Here is a 16048-nt window from a genome sequence, read left to right on the forward strand (position 1 = left end):
ACAATGTTTATAAATGAGTTTGCATGGTCTTGAATTGTATTAAATTTCTTTTGGTTTTAATAAATCGACTAGATTTTCACAATATTTATCAAATATGTATTCCTAAATTATACAGCCTTAATCCAGCAGCTACTTTCGAAACTTCCAACTTAGTTGATATAAGGTTCAATAGTTTGTTTCGTTCTTTTTCAGATAAACCAGAACTTAAATTGATATTATTGACTTCATAAAAATTATAGACTAATGCCTCTATTTGCTTTTTAGGCATAAGTAAGTCGACTGAAAACTGATTTACGTCGCTTTCATAAATCATTTCATGTAAATTCTTTAGACTATTATCGTTGTTATCTTTAATTTTGTATAAATAACGGCCGAGTTCACGAGCTATTGCAAATCTTGTATTATTAATCGAGTGATTATTATTGATATAAATCGTTCTTCCACTTAAATAACCCGAAGTATTACCCTCCATTTTAATATATTTAACTTTTAAATTAAGTTGTGGTGTAAACTCTAATTAACAACAAATTCTTAAGAAAGGAATTGTTAGTTATGACTGAGTTTACACCTTATTTTTATGATTTTAAGCGTTTAGATTATAGAAATTTTGTTATTTTAAGATTTCATGGTATTTCAAAACGTCATATTTGTAAGATGTATAAAATTGCATATTTTTGTATATTGGACGTGTGCAATAAAGCGAAAAATAATGACTATCAATTTACTTATAAGGATTATGTGTTTTTAAAAAAATATGGTGTGTCTAACGCATTTATATGCAAGATGTATCATATTGATAAATTAGACCTAGAATTCTTTGAGGTGATGAACCGATAGGTTTCAAAAAAATTGAATAGGTCAGGAGAAGCATAGACACTCCATTATCAAAAATGCAGTGGTACGGATTTGCGGGAGTTATTCCTATTCGTGCGACCCTAAAAAACTCTGATTTGTATGAGTCTGCCTATTTTAATTAAGATTGAGGTGACTTTTATGATAGAACCAGTCATTGATATTGAAGCAACTATGGGGAAAGAGTTTCGTTATTTGTCCCATGTTGAAAAAATATCGCGGTTTGATGAAGCTTATTATCTGTATACGATTATATGTGTTGATATTGGTGAACAAGTTAAAGTTAGACTGTCAAATGAAAAACACTTTGATTCTTTAGAACGTGTTGATTTTGATAATTTAACAATCAAACCTAGAGTATATCAAGATATGAATACAGGTTATTGTAATTTATATACAAGCTTTTCAGCTGATGATATTTATAGTTTAGAAACAAAAGCATAAAGAATATAAATAAAAAAAATATAAAAAGAAATGAGGAATTTATTATGGCATGGAGTCCGAAATTTGATTTAAAAGAAACGTTTGGTGATTTATATTTTATGGGTGTAGATGAGAAATATAAGTATGAAGATGGAGAAAAAACTAATGAAAAATTGTATGCATATAAATTAGCGTCAACTGGACAAGGTGAACAAGTAACAGTGAAAGTTCCTAAAGAAGTAGAACTTGAAATTATGTCAGTATGTGAGCTTGTAAATGTAGAAGCAAAGCAATATGTACAATCTTTAGGCGGTTTTCATTCAATTCAACCAAGTATTAAAGCAGATGATATAAGACAAATTGCGACAATTCAACATAAAAAAGGTGCGCAACAAGGTTAGTGTATGGAATTTTATACAGCTGACAACTTAGCGCCTTATGCTCGAACTTTAAAATTATCTGAAGCTATGTTGTCATATATTGCATCTAGAATTAATACTGGTGAAGCATTATCATTAATGCTTATCGCAAAGGAAATACAAGAAAAATTTAATGGCGACTATGTTAAAAGTCGTTTACCATCAGGCAGACCGAGGATATACACTGACGTCTGCCTATTGTGTTTTAGTTTGAAAGAAGCAGGACATGGGCGATTACTACAAATCGATTTGAAGGATTGTATCTATATTGGTGATGTAGATATTTAAATATATCATTTGTATTGTTTAACTTAAGGCGAGCTGGACTTTTAGCGCCTGCAGGCGCAGAAATGCAAGCCGGGACGGCGTTAAGCATTTGGGCGGAGCCTGCGACAAAGGCGCGTTAATAAAGGGAAGCGACAGCCTTAAGTTATCAAATCGCTTGCGATTTGATAGGAGGTTTTTTTATGGAAAATCAAGCTTCTACCCCCCTTACTAATAGGGGGGTAGCGAAGCCAGAAAAATGTGGCTTGGAGGCAGTTGTTGACTGGATTCAAGTGACTTTTCAGGTGCCCTCTATTTTCACCATTATGGAGGATGTTTTGAAACTGCCTCGGGCAGTGTTTAAACATCGTAATAGTGGCTTGTACTTTTACAATCGTGGTTATACGTTTGGTAATATTCAAATCTTTTATTCGGATAAAGATGAGGGTATGGGTTTTCATTTACAATTATCTGGTTCAGGTTGCCGAGAGTTTGAACATTATTTAATCAATCGTGGTGAAACATGGCAAGACTTTTTTAAGCGCTGTGCGATTAAAAAGGCGCGTTTCACCAGAATAGATATTGCGATTGATGATACTAAAACGTATTTAAAAATACCTAGATTAATAAAAAAAGCTGAACATGGTGAGTGTATTTCAAAATTTCGAACGGCAAGTTCGATTTCTGGTTTTAAATTGTCCGACGGACAGTCTAAAGGTTCAACCTTTTATATTGGTTCTAAAAAAAGTGATATGTATTGTCGATTTTACGAAAAGAATTATGAAATGGCATATAAATTTAAAATACCTGTTGAAGATTTTGGATTATGGAATCGTTATGAAATACAAATGCGACGAAGTAATGCGGAAAATTGTGCATTGATTTTAACAGAAACATCAAGTATATCCGATATTGTTAAGGGTGTATTAAATAATAGTATGCGTTTTGTGTCTGAGCCTAAAGATGTAACAGACAGTCGAAAATCAAGATGGCCAGTATATCAAGAATGGTCACGTTTTATTAAAGGTGCTGATAAAATTAGTTTAAGTATGAAACCAAGTTTAAAATCGATCGAGGATAATATTGATTGGTTATGTAAACAAGTAGCTACAACGTTAGATACTGTTTTAACAGCTGAAGCAATGGCACAATCCGAAGGCTTACTTGAAGATACTGATTTTCTAAATAAAATATTGGCACATTCATCATTTAATGATGAACATACCGATAGAATTAATCATTATTTAGAGAATTTAAAATTAAAAAAAGAACTTACGTAAAGATGAAACGTAAGTCCTAAAAAATAAAAAAAGAAAGGATTTGATTTCTATTAAAGCTTTTCTAAATAATATACGCAAAGCTTTTTTGAATATCATCAACAAGTTGATACTATCAAGATTTTCAAAAAAAGGCAAGCGTTTTGATGTTCCGGAAGAAGAACGTAAATCATTACCGAAGTATCGCAATCATAGAAAAAAGATTGTGATTATTTTTTATATGATTTTAGTGTTGTTAATTATTTTATTGATTGCCTCTTTCATTAGAGCTTCTAAAGCGAACAATGAAAGTAAAGAAGCTGTTAATAAAACACATGAAATTCAAAAGAAATATGAAGATAACGCTGAAACAGTTCAGTATAATCCTAATTTAAAATTATATGCTGATAAGTATATTGATGCATATATGACTATTCCTAAAGATGGTAAGGCAAAAGAAGACCGACAAAAAGTGTTAGCGTCGTTTTATCCTTCTGATTATAAGACGCCTACAGAAAATACTGAAAATGTTGAGCGTAAGCTGAATGAAAAGGAATTCTTTAATATTAAACGTAAAGATAAACAAACGATCATTCAGTATATTGTGAGTTATGATTTAAAAATTACGGAGAAAAAAGAGGTCAAAGTTAAAAAGAAAAAAGATAAAAAGGACAAAGACAAAAAGGATGAATATGAAACAAAGACAGAAGAAAAAGAACGTACAGAAACTAAGAAAGCATTATTAAACATTCCTGTTAGAAGTGAAAATAATAAGTATGTAGTGATTGAATACCCTCATTTTTCTACGATTCCAAGTAATCAACTGAAAAAAGCAACATTGGTTAAAGATAATTTGGAAAATGAAAAGCGTGAAGATAATCCAAAATTAAAATCATTTGTTGAAGAATTTTTTGATAAATACGCTAAAAGCAAATCGGATGACATGGCTTATTTAATGGATAGTCCCGAAGGGTTAGAAGATACACGTGAAGTGTCTAAAATCAGTGATTTACGTATTTATCCAAAAGGTGATGATTATGTTGTTAAAGCAGAGGTTTTAATGAAAGATAAAGGGTCGCCACTTGAAAACTTAGAACATTACACCTTAGATATTACGAAAAAAGATGGTAAGTATTATGTGAAAAAGTTAACAACTACAATTGGAGGTTAAAGTGATGGAACATTTATTTAATTTAATGTTGGTATTAGGTGATGCACCAACTATTAATCCACTTGGTCAATGGATTAATAAAGAAGTTGGTACCGCAATTGGTATCATTGTATTGGTGATTGGTTGTGTTAAATGGGCGACCGGTAAGTATGGGCATATGCTTGCATTGTTTGTTATTGGTGGTTTAATGTTCCTGATTTCTAAAGGTCCTGAGACAGTGTTTAATTCAGTGTCAGGAATTTGGAAATTAATTTTTGGGAGCTGATCGATATGGATAAAAAAGCATATAACCTTAAACGAACATTTGAACAGCCGATTGTGATGTATGAATTTACAGGAAGTTATCGGTGGTCAAAAGGTATTCGTTTAGACTGGGTCGGTACGTTGTTTGTGATTGAATTGATTTTAATATTATTATATCTTAAGGCTGGATTTAATACATTAACAGGTTTAATACCAGGTTTGACGATTATTTATTTTACAGTATTCCCCTATTATATGACGAAGCAATTAGTAAAATTAAAACAAGATGGTAAGAAACTGATATTCTTTCTTTGGGATTTTATGATGTATGTGTTTAACATTCAAATGCGCAATGTACATTATGCATATGATGAAGAAGTGAAATATCATGACAAGAAAATAATCAAATTAAAATAGTCCCTAACGGGGCTATTTTTAATGGAGGGATGACATGGATTTAAAAGCCCCCTATGCAGGGATAAAAAACAATTTGTTATTAACGAAAAACGGTGAAGTTTGGGCGTATTATCGTATTCGGTCTGAATCTATTTCAACAGCCAATTATGATAAAAAAGAAGCGTCAAAAAAACGAATGAAGTATTTTCTTGAATCGATTAAAGGCTATCAAGATTTTCATTTTGAGATGTATGAACATGATTTAGATTTACGTAATAAATTTAAAGAAATTAGTCAAGACTTTGATGATTCAGCGTTTGATGTTGCCAATTATTATGCCCATGAAACGATTGACGTGTTAGAACAAGAATTACAAATGATTACACGTAACTCGTTTGTAATGGGTGTGAAGCTTCGAGAATTGAGTGATGATGCAGTTTCGATTAAAGAAATCCTTAAGAGTACATTATCAGATACAGCGGAGCGTATGATTTCGAATTTTGGTTTTAATGTCTCATTAGATGAAAAAGTATTAAGTCGCTACGAGGTTTATGAACGAGAACTTGCGGATAGTTTTTTAAGTATTGAGGGTGAACGATTAACTGAAAACGAACTTGCTTATATTGTGCGAAAACCATTTATTTCAAATGCGACGCATGATGTACAAGAAGAATCATCAAGACGTGCTGTTACTGATGTATGTAATGTGGTTATTGACCCTACAAACATGCGTGTATTGAAAGTGACAAATGAAAATGAATCGTTTTATACAACAACGATTGTTGTTGATGATTTTCCACTTGATATGGAATTTACACATATTTATGAAAAAGCACAAAATATGCCCTTCCCTGTGGAATGTCACGTGAAAGCAAAAATTGTTGAAAATGATAAAGTGAAAAAGAAATTTGATCGTGCAAAAATTAATCATAAAGCACAGGCAAGAGAAAAACAATCAGCTGGTGACAATGCATCTGAAGATATTCAAGATAATTTATTTGTATTAGAACAAATGGAAAAAGAAGTGACGGGTTCAGGTGTATTTATAGAATGGTCTTGTTCATTTGTGATTAAGAGTGATGATTTAAAAGATTGTAAGCGTAAAGCGAAACGTTTAATTAAACGTCTGAAAGAAACAAATATTTATGCAGTGAATCCCCTAGCTGACCAATTACAATTATATTATCAAATTTTACATGGCAATCCATTGTTTATTAACAAATATTGGGTGCAACGTACGACAGCAACAGGGATTGCAGAAAACTTATTTGGTGTGTCTCAAAGTTTAGGTACAAAAACTGGTTTTTATATCGGACGTATTGATAAGTTTATACGATCTGTTTCTCGTGAGGAAGCCGTTGCAAGTTCAAGAGATATTATTTTATTTAGTTTATTATTAGCAGCCAAAGGGATATCAGGAGCAGTCAGTGATAGCCCACACGTATTAATTACTGGTCAAACAGGTAAAGGTAAATCATTCTTAGCTAAGTTACTTTGGATATATACATCATTCTTTAAAGGTCAAATGATTTATTGGGACCCGAAAAGTGAATTTGCAGATTGGTTTAATAAAATTACAGAAAGTGAAGACATGCAACGTAAATACCCTCTATTCGTCAATCATTTAAAAACATTTAAGTATGTGACATTGGATTATAAAAAACCTAGTAATTATGGTTGTTTAGATCCGATTGTTTTTCTTGATGGTATCGAAGCAAATGAAATGTTGAAATCAGTGTTTGATGAAATTAAATCGTTTGAAAATGAACATCGTGTTGAAACAGCGATTTATAGGGCTATTACTGAAACAGTTGAGGAACGTGAAAAAGGTCAACAGGTTGGGTCATTAGATGTAATTAAAAAGCTTCAAAATGACGAAGACGAACATGTAAGCCAAGCTGGTGATTTACTTTTTGAGAAAACACAAAATAATATATTAAAACTTGTGTTTAGTGATGGTAGTAATCCAGCTTTGAATATTCAAGAAAAAGCAACGATATTACAAGTTCAAGGCTTAGATATGCCGAAAGCTGGTGATGACCCATCGGGTTATTCAACAGGTGAAAAAAACGGGATTACTTTAATGCTTTTAATCGGTAAATTCTTACAGAAATTCGGTTCACGCAGACAGATACAAACAACTTTATTTATTGATGAGGGCTGGGCATTTAGTGCGTCACGCCAAGGTAAAAAAGTAGCTAAAGGCATTAAACGTATGGGTCGATCAGAAAATAATTCATTGGTTTTTATTACCCAATCTGTTAAAGATAAAGCTGACGAAGACGGCGGTAACTTTGGTTGTCATTTTGCGTTTGATGAAAAAGATGAGCGTGAGGACATCTTAAAATCTCTTGGTTTAGAATATTCAAAAGAAAGTCCTGAAAATATGGAAATGTTGAAAGATTTGAAGAAAGGTCAATGTATTTTCAGTGATTTCTATGGACGTGTAGGCAAAATGGTTGTGCATTGTCCATTTGAAGAAATGACAGAAGCATTTAGAACACAAGAAGATTCAGCAAGTTCAAAAGCAGAAGAGAAATTTGCGATATAAGGTGATGTGTATGTTGATTATATTGAAAATATTGATTTTAGTAGTTTTTTCAATAGTTTATTTAACTTTGTTGTTTTTATGGTATGAGACAGAATCTTGGAAGTTACTTATATCTATTTTTTTATTAATTTCATTAGTTATGTTGTATATTAAATATTTCACTGATGGTCATAGTTATCCAGTTATTTTTTAAACAGTATATTTATTTGAGACTTTTGAAAGGAGTGATTGAATGGCAATGAATGAAATTGCGTTATTTAAAGGTGTGCGTATTCAACCGTATTTTAAACATATTGATTTTATTTTTGCGGGTGTATTCGCGTTTATCTTTTTATTTTATCGAATATTAACGTTATGGCAAGGTTATATTCGACAACAAAAAGCTTTAAAGGTGGTTGAAGTTTACCAATATTTTAAGCCACATTTTTTATATCTTGTGATTGGTACATTGGTTGTTTTTATTATCGCAAAATTATTTGCGCAACTTGTTTTAAGATTTCGCGAGAAAGATTTAGCTGAAATGATTGAAACACAAGGGTTTCATAATCGTACAGTGATTAAGAAAACAACGGAGTATTTAGATATTGATTATAAGAAAACAGAATATGATTATTATCCAACAATGTTTTATAAACGTAGACGTAAAACATTTATGATACATGTTAAAAAAGATGGTTCGCGTTTTCAAGACCATTACTTAGAATTAGAATCAATCATTGAACCAATGTTTAATTGTGAGTTGGTTGAGAAGCGTCATATTGGGCGTTATATTAGATATGAGTTTATGCCTCTTAAATATAAAAAGCGTATCGTTATGGAAGGCACAGAGGCGCCAGAGACAACGTATTATGATACAAAGATTTATATTACCCACCAAATCCTTTGGGATTTTGTGAAAGCACCACATGCTTTAATTACTGGTGTGACCGGTGGCGGTAAAACGTACTTCTTATTTTACATGATTAGAGAGTTATTTAAGCGCAATGCAGAAGTACGATTGTTAGACCCTAAAGTATCTGATTTATCATTTATGAAAAATGTAATTGGTGCTGAAAAAGTGGCAGATACGAAAGGACAGATATTTAAACAATTACGAGAAGCCAATGAAGAAATGGAACACCGTTTTAGAATGATGAGTGAAAGCGAACATTATCAATTAGGTAGTAATTTTAGAAATTTTGATTTACCACCCTATTTTGTGATTTTTGATGAAGTGACAGCATTCACGTCTACTTTAGATAAAAAAGAACTTCAAGAAATGAATGATTATTTAATTAATATCATTATGAAAGGTCGTCAAGCTGGTGTATTTATGTTTTTAACAGCACAACGACCTGATGCAGATGTGATTAAAGGTAATGTGCGTGACCAATTGGGCTTACGTGTGTCAATGGGTAATCTTTCAGCTGACGGTTATCGTATGACTTTTGGTCAAACAGATAAATCATTTCAACCGATTCACGAATCAGATATTGGGCGTGGTTATATTTCAATACTTGGACAATATAATGAACCGATTTTATTTGATGCGCCACTGATGGAACAATATGATTTTGTGGCAGATGTGAAACAAATATTAAATAAGGAATGATAAATAATGAATAAAGAACAAGTAGAACAATTGTTAAGTGAATTGGCTAAGGAAATTGGAATGAAAAGCGTTATTTTAATAGCTTTAGATTTAGCAATTAAAGAGGATAATACATTACGTTCTGATGAAGTGGAAAAACTAATTAAAGTACAGCGTCAAATTGAAAAAATTTAAATAAGGAGTGGTTGAATGAAGCGTAAAAGTTTATATCTTTTATGCTTTTTAATTTTGCCCTTGTTTTTAATAACAGGGGCAACGGCTGATGCCGTGGCTAATCCAGTAGGAAAACCAACGAATGCGGTAGATGCGAAGATTGAAAAGTATAAAGTGGATGATAAAGCTGATGGTGATATAGATTTAGAACGTTATCGTATATGGTTTCAAAAAGACGAAGATTGGAATCCTTTCGGTAAAGATGAAGTCGCAGAAACAGTCAATAATGTAACGAATTTCTTTTTTGAAATTGATAAGTTGATAGTAAGTATTACTGATTATGCGGTAGAAAATTTATATCAGCTTGATGTATTAAATGATTTTGCGGATAAAGTCGGTCAATTTGTTGGAGATATTTACCAGAAGTTATTAAGTAATATTGTCATGACTTTGTTTATTGTGATTTGTTTAAATGCGTTTATTGTTTTTTCAGTTAAAGGTAATATGCATGAAGCATTAAAACGCGGTTTTCTAATCTTTTGTTTGATTGGTTTTGGTGTGGGTGTACTTGCGAATGCCAGCTTTGTGATTAAAGGTACAAATAATGTTGGTAAAGGTTTAAATAATGTCATCATGAATAGTACAAGTTCCATTAATGGTGATATTGATTATGTAAATGAAAATTCAGGCATTAACAAGATACGTAATCAATATTTTGATATGGCGTTGTATAAGCCCTATCTGATTATGAATTATGGTACTGTGAACGAAGATAAAATTAAGAAAAAAGGTAAAAACAGAATTGATAATATATTAGATATAAAAGTAAAAGATGAAAAGACTGAAAAAGAAGTTAAAGAAAAAATTGATGATGAAGTGAAAAAGTATGATAACACGGCTATGAAACAGACGCATGTGTTTGGACAACTAGGTATTGCGATGTTTACGCTGATTATTACCATTGCTTTATCTATTATATTTCTATCGATTAGTTTTGCGAAAGTCATCTTTTCAGCTTTTGCGCTCATTTTATTCTTATTTTTAGCGTTTAGTTGGCTTATTAGTTTTATTCCTGGTTTTGAAATATCGGTGTTTAAAGCGTTAGCTCGTACATTAGGTTATATTATTTTAAGTGCGTGTATGACATTTTTATTTGTGGTAATTGGTTTTTCAATTGATATTGCGAATGCATTTGTGAAGCCAGAAAGTCAACAAGCCTATTTTTTAAATGTGATATTTTTAATGATTATTTTATTTGTTTTGTATAAAAAGCGTAGTGAAATCATTGATTTTGTGACACGTGGCAATTTAAGTTTATCACCTCAAAAATTAGGCGCAGAGGTAATACGTAAAGGACAAGATGAATTTAATAAGCGTCGTCAAGCACAAGCAGAAGATAAAAAGAATAAACGTAAAAATCAACTTGATAATCCAGAACCACCGATGTTAAATAACAATGATAATAATCCAAAGCGAAATCAACAACCAGATACGCCTATTTCCATGAATAATTCGAAAGAAATTAAGCGACGTAATCAACAAGAAGAGATGCATGGCACTCCTAATGTAGGTGTAGCTAGTTATGTGAGTCGTTCAGGAGTTGATCCGAAGGGTTATACAAAATCAAAACAAATTGCACAAGATGATGGTATGCATCGTGATATAAAACATAAAAAAGATATTAAACGTAATCCACAAACAGAATCATTTAACCCTACTTATTTATCTCAACCGCCAAAAGAATTATCAAGACATAGTCAATCGTTTAATAAAGATATTCAATCTTCTTATGATAAAGATATTGAAAAACGCCGTATACAGACTGGAGAAGATAAACCATATCAACCACGTTCACATGAAAATGAGCCGACATTTAAACGAAATTCACAAACAAAACATGTTCATGATCGATTGAAAAATCAAAAGGATATTAATAAACATGGTAAATAAAAAGACTGTTGTAAAAGAAGTGATGAAACAAACGCCGATTGGTATTAAATTTAGATTGTTAAAAATTGGTCTGATATTGTTTTGTGTGTTGTTTTTCTTGTTTCCTGTGATATTGATGTTTGTATTTAGTCCAGAGGAAGACAAACAAACAGATGGTGATATGTCGTGTGTGGGTGGTGATGTTAAAGATAAAGGTATTGCGGTATTTGAACAAAATGCGAAAGGTGGTGCATTAGAAGGTAAAGGGAAAGTGATTGTAAAAATTGCGAAAAAGCATAAAATACCTGAAAATTTATTTATGGCGATTATTGCGAGTGAATCTGGTTGGGGTAAAGGAGAAAATGCGACGCGTCAAAAGAATCCATTGTCTGTGATGGGTACAAAGTCGATTCATGATTCTACGTATTCAACAATTGAAGATGGACTTGAAGCTGGCGCAAAGAATTTATATGATGTTTATATTAAAGAGGGTTTAACAACGCCTGAAAAAATCGGACCCAAGTATGCGCCTGTAGGTGCATCGAATGATCCGAATAATATGAATAAGCAATGGATACCAACGGTAAAATCAATGATGAAAAAATTAAGTGATGGTGATGGCGCTGTATGTAAGTCTACTGGTGGTAAAGATATTAAGTTTAATGGTAAATTGCCAAAATGGAGTAATTCGGATGCAGGTAAAGGTAATTTATATACAGCGGGTCAATGTACATGGTACGCCTATGGCATTCGTCAAAAAATGGGAAAACCTATATCGACGTATTGGTTCCATGCGCAATTTTGGAATGATAGAGCGAAAGATGAAGGTTATAAAGTGAATAGTAAACCCGCTGTAGGTGCATTAATGATTGCCGAGCCTGGTGCTGGTGGTGCACCGCCAGTAACAGGACATGTAGCTGTTGTGATTGATGTGAAAGATGATAAAACATTTACTGTGACAGAAATGAATATTAAAGGACCATATATCGTATCGCAAAGAGAAATGAAAGTAGAATCTGGCATTAGTTTTATTCATGATAAGGAGTAGATAACGATGAAATTAAAGATTATTGGCTTTGTGATTGTGACAATTTTAACAGTGAGTGCTTATTTTATAGGTACACAAACAACGAAACAACAAGTTCAAAAAGAAAAAAATCATGTAAGTGAATTAAAACAAACATTACAACAAGAAAAAGATACGAATGAGGCATTAAATCAACGTGTAAAACGCCAATCTAAAACAGTGATTGCGGAAGAAGAAAAACAAATACGTGAGACAGCACAGACATTTACAACAGAGCTATTTACGTTAAAAAAAGGTTCATCATTTAAACAAAAAGCTAAACCACTTAAGCCATTCGTAACAGAAAAATATTATAATGTATTGTTTAGTGATAATAGAGAGAAGTTTAGTATTTTCGACGATGTAACAGTGAGTGATATTCATGTATATTTTGATCAGTATGACCCTAAGCATGATAATTATAAAGTATTTGTGCAATTTAATGAGCGTATTGATACTGAGGGGCAAAAGGAAGTTGAGAATCGTAAAACATCTGTACAGCTTGATATGGTACGTACAAATGATAAATGGTTAATTAATGATGTACAGCGTTTTAATTTACAAAAAAATGGGCGTGGATAATTTATAAAATAATGATATAATTCAATTAAAAAGGAGATGATTATATCATGACAAAACGAATTTTATTGATGACTTTGATTTTAGTTATATCTATAGCTTTAATTGCATGTGGTAAAAAGTATGATAAAGAAATTGAGGAAGTAAGTAAATTAGAAAAAGAATCGACTAAGGATAGAAGTACTAAAAAATTTTCTAGGGAAAATTCAAATTTTAAAGTTTATGAAAATGGCAAAGTTATAATAGTATCTTATAAGTCATTAGATGGTAATGGTGTTGAACGTAATAGCTTTTATAGGAAAAATGAAACTACTTCTAAATATGAAGAAGATATAAATGCGAAAATAAAAAGATATGAGCGAGAGAATAAGCCAGATTATAAAGAGGAAAATTTAAAAGAATAGACAAAAGCAACTCCCTAAAGCGATTGATAAGTTTGGGAGTTGCTTTCTTTTAACATCTTCTTCTATTATATTTTATAAACGATGTTTAAAAATGTAAAGGAGAAGATGAAAAATGGCTAAAAAGCGAAGAAAACGACGTCCTGTAGATTTAACCACACGTTTAGCTATTGCGAAATATCTTTATGATGGTGTTCCTATTGCAGATATAGCTAGATTATTGGATAGAGATTATTCAGTGATTTTAAATGAATTAAATCGATATACATTTGATGATGTTTATGACCCTGTTTTAGCACAAGAATATGCTTCGGTTACTTATAATCATTCTGAAGAACATAAAGAGAAATCACGTAAATTAGACGAAAAATCTAAAGTATATATTGAAGAGAAGTTAGCATGTCAATGGTCACCAAGACAGATAGCTGAAAGAATTGAGAAGGATATTGGTGTATATATAAGCTATCCGACTATATATCGTTATATACGTGAAGGTTTGGTCAAATATGTTAAAAAAGATTTAAGGCAAGGTGGCAAGAAATATAATAAATCTACAGAGAAGCGCGGTAAAATTAAAGTAGGCGATCGTGCAATCATATATCGGCCCACATTCCGTAAATGAGCGTAAAGAATATGGACATTATGAAATTGATACGATTTTAAGTAAGCGTCCTTCTCTTGCGTGTTTGGTTACAATTATAGAGCGTAAAACAAGATATTTATATGCTTGTCGTTTAGATTCAAGATGTTCTAAAGATGTATGTGATGCGATTGTTGAATTAATGCGTGATTTAAGCCCAAAAACAATTACTGTAGATAGAGGTAAAGAATTTTCTAATTACTTATTGTTAGAAAGCGAACTTAATTGTCGTGTGTATTTTAGTGACCCTGGTTGTCCAGGTCAAAGAGGTTCGATTGAAAATGTGAATGGCTTGTTACGTCAATATTTTCCAAAAGGTACAGATTTTAAAAATATTTCTGATGATGCATTATACAGAGCTGTGGAAAGAATAAATACAAGACCGCGTGCAGTATTGAATTATTTAACGAGTGAGGAAGTTATTCAAGCGTATCGCTAATCTTTTTGTGAATGCATATTTATTGATTATGTTCTGAAAGAACTCATCAGTAAATATGCATTGGTCTAAGCGAACGGTTTACCGTGAGTGCGGAAGCATTCAATGTATGAAAATTGTATATTGTCTGTATAATTAGATATGAAGTTATTTAAGTTTTTTTGTGTTTTCAGATAAATATAATTGAAACTCTTATAATTTATTAAGTACTGTGATTTAATTACGCGATTTTAAATTTTTTTAAAGAAATTTTTGTTTTACTATTGACACACTGCAAGTTGAAATAATAGCTTGTCTATGTCAATAGCAAAGTGTTCAGAAGTAATAAAAAGTTGATCCATTTTGTCCTTAACTAATGGCTGAATTAATTGAACTATTTCTGGTTCTAAAATATCTTCATAATGAACTTTCTCAATAACTTTCAATTGATTCCCCTCCCTAACTAAAAAATCGAACCTACATCATTTAATAAATTTAAAACTATAGGTGTAAACATTATTAAAATAAAACCCCTCCACTACTAAATGTAACGGAGGGACATGATTTCAAAATAAAATGTCATTTTTTATAAATTTATTATAATATTTTTCATCATACTGTACAACCGAATCTAATCCAACGATCCCGAAAAGAGGAACAACGGTGGTTCTGCTTCATAATCACTTTTAACTAAGTGTTCATTTTTAATTATTTGATCGACGGTTTTCCAATTTTTTACTTCTTGCTCTTTTAAAAAAATGGCTATGAAAAATTCTATCCTCATAGATTTCTTCATAGCCAATGCTAATTTGTTTCATGTCATTTCTTCAAAATTCCTAAAAATATATAAACTAAAAGCATAAGTAACACAGCAAAAATTGATGAATATATAATTATTGAAAAAGCATTACTTTGCATTGGAACTAAATAATTTAAAGTACAAAATAATAATAATGCTAAAATTCCAACTTTAAGTGAATATTTTAATCTATCCATAAAATCACCCTTACTGATATCCCCATTTTTCTCCTGTCAGAACGTATTCCCCGGCTGCATTCTTTTTAGTTTTTAATTTTATATATATTCCCTTACTAGTATCAATATTCGATGCAGCTATAGATCCAAGGAAACCACCAACACCTGCGCCAACTAAACCACCTGTTAGTGCAGAAATAACGCTAATAGCCCCCGCACCTAAAGCAGCTATTGTTTTTGTATATGCAGAAGAAAGATATAATGTTGCAGTATCTTTACCTGTTTCTACATATTGAGTTTTACCCGCTCTTAATTGGTCTTCAGCTTTATATTTTTTTATTTCTTCTTTTGTAAATATATCTTCCAGTTTATAACCTTTTTTCTCAAGTTCATCAAATAAATTTTGGTTACTCAAATATATTACCTTTGCTTGAGAATGGTCTAACTTATCTTCAGCATGAGCTACATCTGAATTATAAGATAATGAAATTGGACTAACAAATAATACACCAGCAGCTAATAATAAAGATTTTTAATTCGTTTTTCATTAGTTTCTTTTAGATGATTTTTGTATTTAGATTTCGTATAAACAGAAACTAGATTTTTTCATGATCGACCTATCTTTTGTCCAGATACAGTGAGACCCTTGTCATTTAAATGATTTTTAATTCGTCTTGTACCAAAGACTTTTCTATTAGAATTAAAAATATTTATGACGGCATGT

Annotated in this window: 19 protein-coding genes and 3 pseudogenes; 17 read left to right on the top strand and 5 right to left on the bottom strand. The window is 31.4% G+C overall.

The features are described from left to right. Nucleotides 1-88 precede the first annotated feature (88 nt). Nucleotides 89-502: pseudogene (locus KI230_RS09075) on the bottom strand (ImmA/IrrE family metallo-endopeptidase); the annotation flags it as partial. A gap of 50 nt (nucleotides 503-552) precedes the next feature. On the opposite strand from KI230_RS09075, the gene KI230_RS13780 reads away from it, so the two are divergent. The 17 genes from KI230_RS13780 (at nucleotide 553) to KI230_RS09155 (ending at nucleotide 14373) form a co-directional block, all read left to right on the top strand. Then, nucleotides 553-837, top strand: a complete 285-nt coding sequence (locus tag KI230_RS13780) for a hypothetical protein (RefSeq protein WP_204177234.1) — start codon at nucleotides 553-555, stop codon at nucleotides 835-837. 156 nt (nucleotides 838-993) lie between these two features. Beyond that, the gene (locus KI230_RS09080; protein ID WP_204177232.1) at nucleotides 994-1296 is read left to right on the top strand and encodes a transposase; all 303 of its coding nucleotides are present in this window, start codon (nucleotides 994-996) and stop codon (nucleotides 1294-1296) included. A 44-nt stretch (nucleotides 1297-1340) separates the two neighbouring features. After that, nucleotides 1341-1676, top strand: a complete 336-nt coding sequence (locus tag KI230_RS09085; protein ID WP_214958253.1) for a DUF961 family protein — start codon at nucleotides 1341-1343, stop codon at nucleotides 1674-1676. A gap of 3 nt (nucleotides 1677-1679) precedes the next feature. After that, nucleotides 1680-1982, top strand: a complete 303-nt coding sequence (locus KI230_RS09090; RefSeq protein WP_204177230.1) for a hypothetical protein — start codon at nucleotides 1680-1682, stop codon at nucleotides 1980-1982. 179 nt (nucleotides 1983-2161) lie between these two features. After that, nucleotides 2162-3238: a replication initiation factor domain-containing protein gene (locus KI230_RS09095; RefSeq protein ID WP_214958254.1), complete on the top strand. Its 1077-nt coding sequence runs from the start codon at nucleotides 2162-2164 to the stop codon at nucleotides 3236-3238. Nucleotides 3239-3323: 85 nt separating this feature from the next. Then, nucleotides 3324-4385: a conjugal transfer protein gene (locus KI230_RS09100; RefSeq protein ID WP_117196849.1), complete on the top strand. Its 1062-nt coding sequence runs from the start codon at nucleotides 3324-3326 to the stop codon at nucleotides 4383-4385. Nucleotides 4386-4389: 4 nt separating this feature from the next. Beyond that, nucleotides 4390-4650, top strand: a complete 261-nt coding sequence (locus tag KI230_RS09105; protein WP_001553885.1) for a TcpD family membrane protein — start codon at nucleotides 4390-4392, stop codon at nucleotides 4648-4650. 5 nt (nucleotides 4651-4655) lie between these two features. Continuing rightward, a complete protein-coding gene (locus KI230_RS09110) occupies nucleotides 4656-5045 on the top strand; it encodes a TcpE family conjugal transfer membrane protein (protein ID WP_031904063.1) in 390 nt (129 codons plus the stop codon). A 34-nt stretch (nucleotides 5046-5079) separates the two neighbouring features. Further along, a complete protein-coding gene (locus KI230_RS09115; protein ID WP_001553882.1) occupies nucleotides 5080-7575 on the top strand; it encodes an ATP-binding protein in 2496 nt (831 codons plus the stop codon). 232 nt (nucleotides 7576-7807) lie between these two features. Continuing rightward, nucleotides 7808-9166 (top strand): FtsK/SpoIIIE domain-containing protein, encoded by a 1359-nt coding sequence (locus KI230_RS09120; RefSeq protein WP_001553878.1) that lies wholly within the window; start codon nucleotides 7808-7810, stop codon nucleotides 9164-9166. Between the two features lie 6 nt (nucleotides 9167-9172). After that, a complete protein-coding gene (locus tag KI230_RS09125; RefSeq protein ID WP_001553877.1) occupies nucleotides 9173-9340 on the top strand; it encodes a hypothetical protein in 168 nt (55 codons plus the stop codon). A gap of 15 nt (nucleotides 9341-9355) precedes the next feature. Continuing rightward, a complete protein-coding gene (locus KI230_RS09130; RefSeq protein ID WP_214958255.1) occupies nucleotides 9356-11269 on the top strand; it encodes a CD3337/EF1877 family mobilome membrane protein in 1914 nt (637 codons plus the stop codon). After that, nucleotides 11259-12296, top strand: a complete 1038-nt coding sequence (locus KI230_RS09135) for a CHAP domain-containing protein (RefSeq protein WP_214958256.1) — start codon at nucleotides 11259-11261, stop codon at nucleotides 12294-12296. The genes KI230_RS09130 and KI230_RS09135 overlap by 11 nt, the downstream gene beginning before the upstream one ends. Nucleotides 12297-12302: 6 nt before the next feature. Next, nucleotides 12303-12896, top strand: coding sequence for a hypothetical protein (locus tag KI230_RS09140; RefSeq protein WP_000768323.1), 594 nt, complete (start codon nucleotides 12303-12305; stop codon nucleotides 12894-12896). A gap of 47 nt (nucleotides 12897-12943) precedes the next feature. Further along, nucleotides 12944-13297 (top strand): cystatin-like fold lipoprotein, encoded by a 354-nt coding sequence (locus tag KI230_RS09145; RefSeq protein ID WP_214958257.1) that lies wholly within the window; start codon nucleotides 12944-12946, stop codon nucleotides 13295-13297. Nucleotides 13298-13409: 112 nt separating this feature from the next. Then, nucleotides 13410-13916 carry a helix-turn-helix domain-containing protein gene (locus tag KI230_RS09150; RefSeq protein WP_204177705.1) on the top strand — a complete coding sequence of 169 codons (507 nt, stop codon included), beginning with the start codon at nucleotides 13410-13412 and terminating at the stop codon, nucleotides 13914-13916. After that, complete coding sequence (locus KI230_RS09155; protein ID WP_204177707.1) at nucleotides 13882-14373, top strand: IS30 family transposase; 492 nt, start codon at nucleotides 13882-13884, stop codon at nucleotides 14371-14373. Before KI230_RS09150 ends, KI230_RS09155 begins: the two co-directional genes overlap by 35 nt. Nucleotides 14374-14645: 272 nt before the next feature. Here the strand turns inward: KI230_RS09155 and KI230_RS09160 are convergent. From KI230_RS09160 to KI230_RS09170, 4 genes and pseudogenes are all read right to left on the bottom strand, one after another. Beyond that, nucleotides 14646-14866, bottom strand: a pseudogene (locus KI230_RS09160) (ImmA/IrrE family metallo-endopeptidase); the annotation flags it as partial. Nucleotides 14867-14980: 114 nt separating this feature from the next. Beyond that, nucleotides 14981-15103: pseudogene (locus KI230_RS13900) on the bottom strand (DUF1433 domain-containing protein); the annotation flags it as partial. 65 nt (nucleotides 15104-15168) lie between these two features. After that, the gene (locus KI230_RS09165) at nucleotides 15169-15345 is read right to left on the bottom strand and encodes a hypothetical protein (RefSeq protein ID WP_000375477.1); all 177 of its coding nucleotides are present in this window, start codon (nucleotides 15343-15345) and stop codon (nucleotides 15169-15171) included. Nucleotides 15346-15355: 10 nt separating this feature from the next. Further along, nucleotides 15356-15739, bottom strand: a complete 384-nt coding sequence (locus KI230_RS09170; RefSeq protein WP_000070811.1) for a hypothetical protein — start codon at nucleotides 15737-15739, stop codon at nucleotides 15356-15358. Between the last annotated feature and the right edge of the window lie 309 nt (nucleotides 15740-16048).

The sequence above is a fragment of the Staphylococcus sp. MZ3 genome, assembly GCF_018622755.1.
Lineage (GTDB): Bacteria > Bacillota > Bacilli > Staphylococcales > Staphylococcaceae > Staphylococcus > Staphylococcus aureus.

Bases quoted from the DNA above. Each gene is read 5' to 3' on its own strand.
- KI230_RS09140 (WP_000768323.1), top strand. From the start codon at position 12,303: ATGAAATTAAAGATTATTGGCTTTGTGATTGTGACAATTTTAACAGTG.
- KI230_RS09095 (WP_214958254.1), top strand. From the start codon at position 2,162: ATGGAAAATCAAGCTTCTACCCCCCTTACTAATAGGGGGGTAGCGAAG.
- KI230_RS09115 (WP_001553882.1), top strand. From the start codon at position 5,080: ATGGATTTAAAAGCCCCCTATGCAGGGATAAAAAACAATTTGTTATTA.
- KI230_RS09145 (WP_214958257.1), top strand. From the start codon at position 12,944: ATGACAAAACGAATTTTATTGATGACTTTGATTTTAGTTATATCTATA.
- KI230_RS09135 (WP_214958256.1), top strand. From the start codon at position 11,259: ATGGTAAATAAAAAGACTGTTGTAAAAGAAGTGATGAAACAAACGCCG.
- KI230_RS09110 (WP_031904063.1), top strand. From the start codon at position 4,656: ATGGATAAAAAAGCATATAACCTTAAACGAACATTTGAACAGCCGATT.
- KI230_RS09165 (WP_000375477.1), bottom strand. From the start codon at position 15,345: ATGGATAGATTAAAATATTCACTTAAAGTTGGAATTTTAGCATTATTA.
- KI230_RS09120 (WP_001553878.1), top strand. From the start codon at position 7,808: ATGGCAATGAATGAAATTGCGTTATTTAAAGGTGTGCGTATTCAACCG.
- KI230_RS09090 (WP_204177230.1), top strand. From the start codon at position 1,680: ATGGAATTTTATACAGCTGACAACTTAGCGCCTTATGCTCGAACTTTA.
- KI230_RS09125 (WP_001553877.1), top strand. From the start codon at position 9,173: ATGAATAAAGAACAAGTAGAACAATTGTTAAGTGAATTGGCTAAGGAA.
- KI230_RS13780 (WP_204177234.1), top strand. From the start codon at position 553: ATGACTGAGTTTACACCTTATTTTTATGATTTTAAGCGTTTAGATTAT.
- KI230_RS09150 (WP_204177705.1), top strand. From the start codon at position 13,410: ATGGCTAAAAAGCGAAGAAAACGACGTCCTGTAGATTTAACCACACGT.
- KI230_RS09080 (WP_204177232.1), top strand. From the start codon at position 994: ATGATAGAACCAGTCATTGATATTGAAGCAACTATGGGGAAAGAGTTT.
- KI230_RS09105 (WP_001553885.1), top strand. From the start codon at position 4,390: ATGGAACATTTATTTAATTTAATGTTGGTATTAGGTGATGCACCAACT.
- KI230_RS09130 (WP_214958255.1), top strand. From the start codon at position 9,356: ATGAAGCGTAAAAGTTTATATCTTTTATGCTTTTTAATTTTGCCCTTG.
- KI230_RS09085 (WP_214958253.1), top strand. From the start codon at position 1,341: ATGGCATGGAGTCCGAAATTTGATTTAAAAGAAACGTTTGGTGATTTA.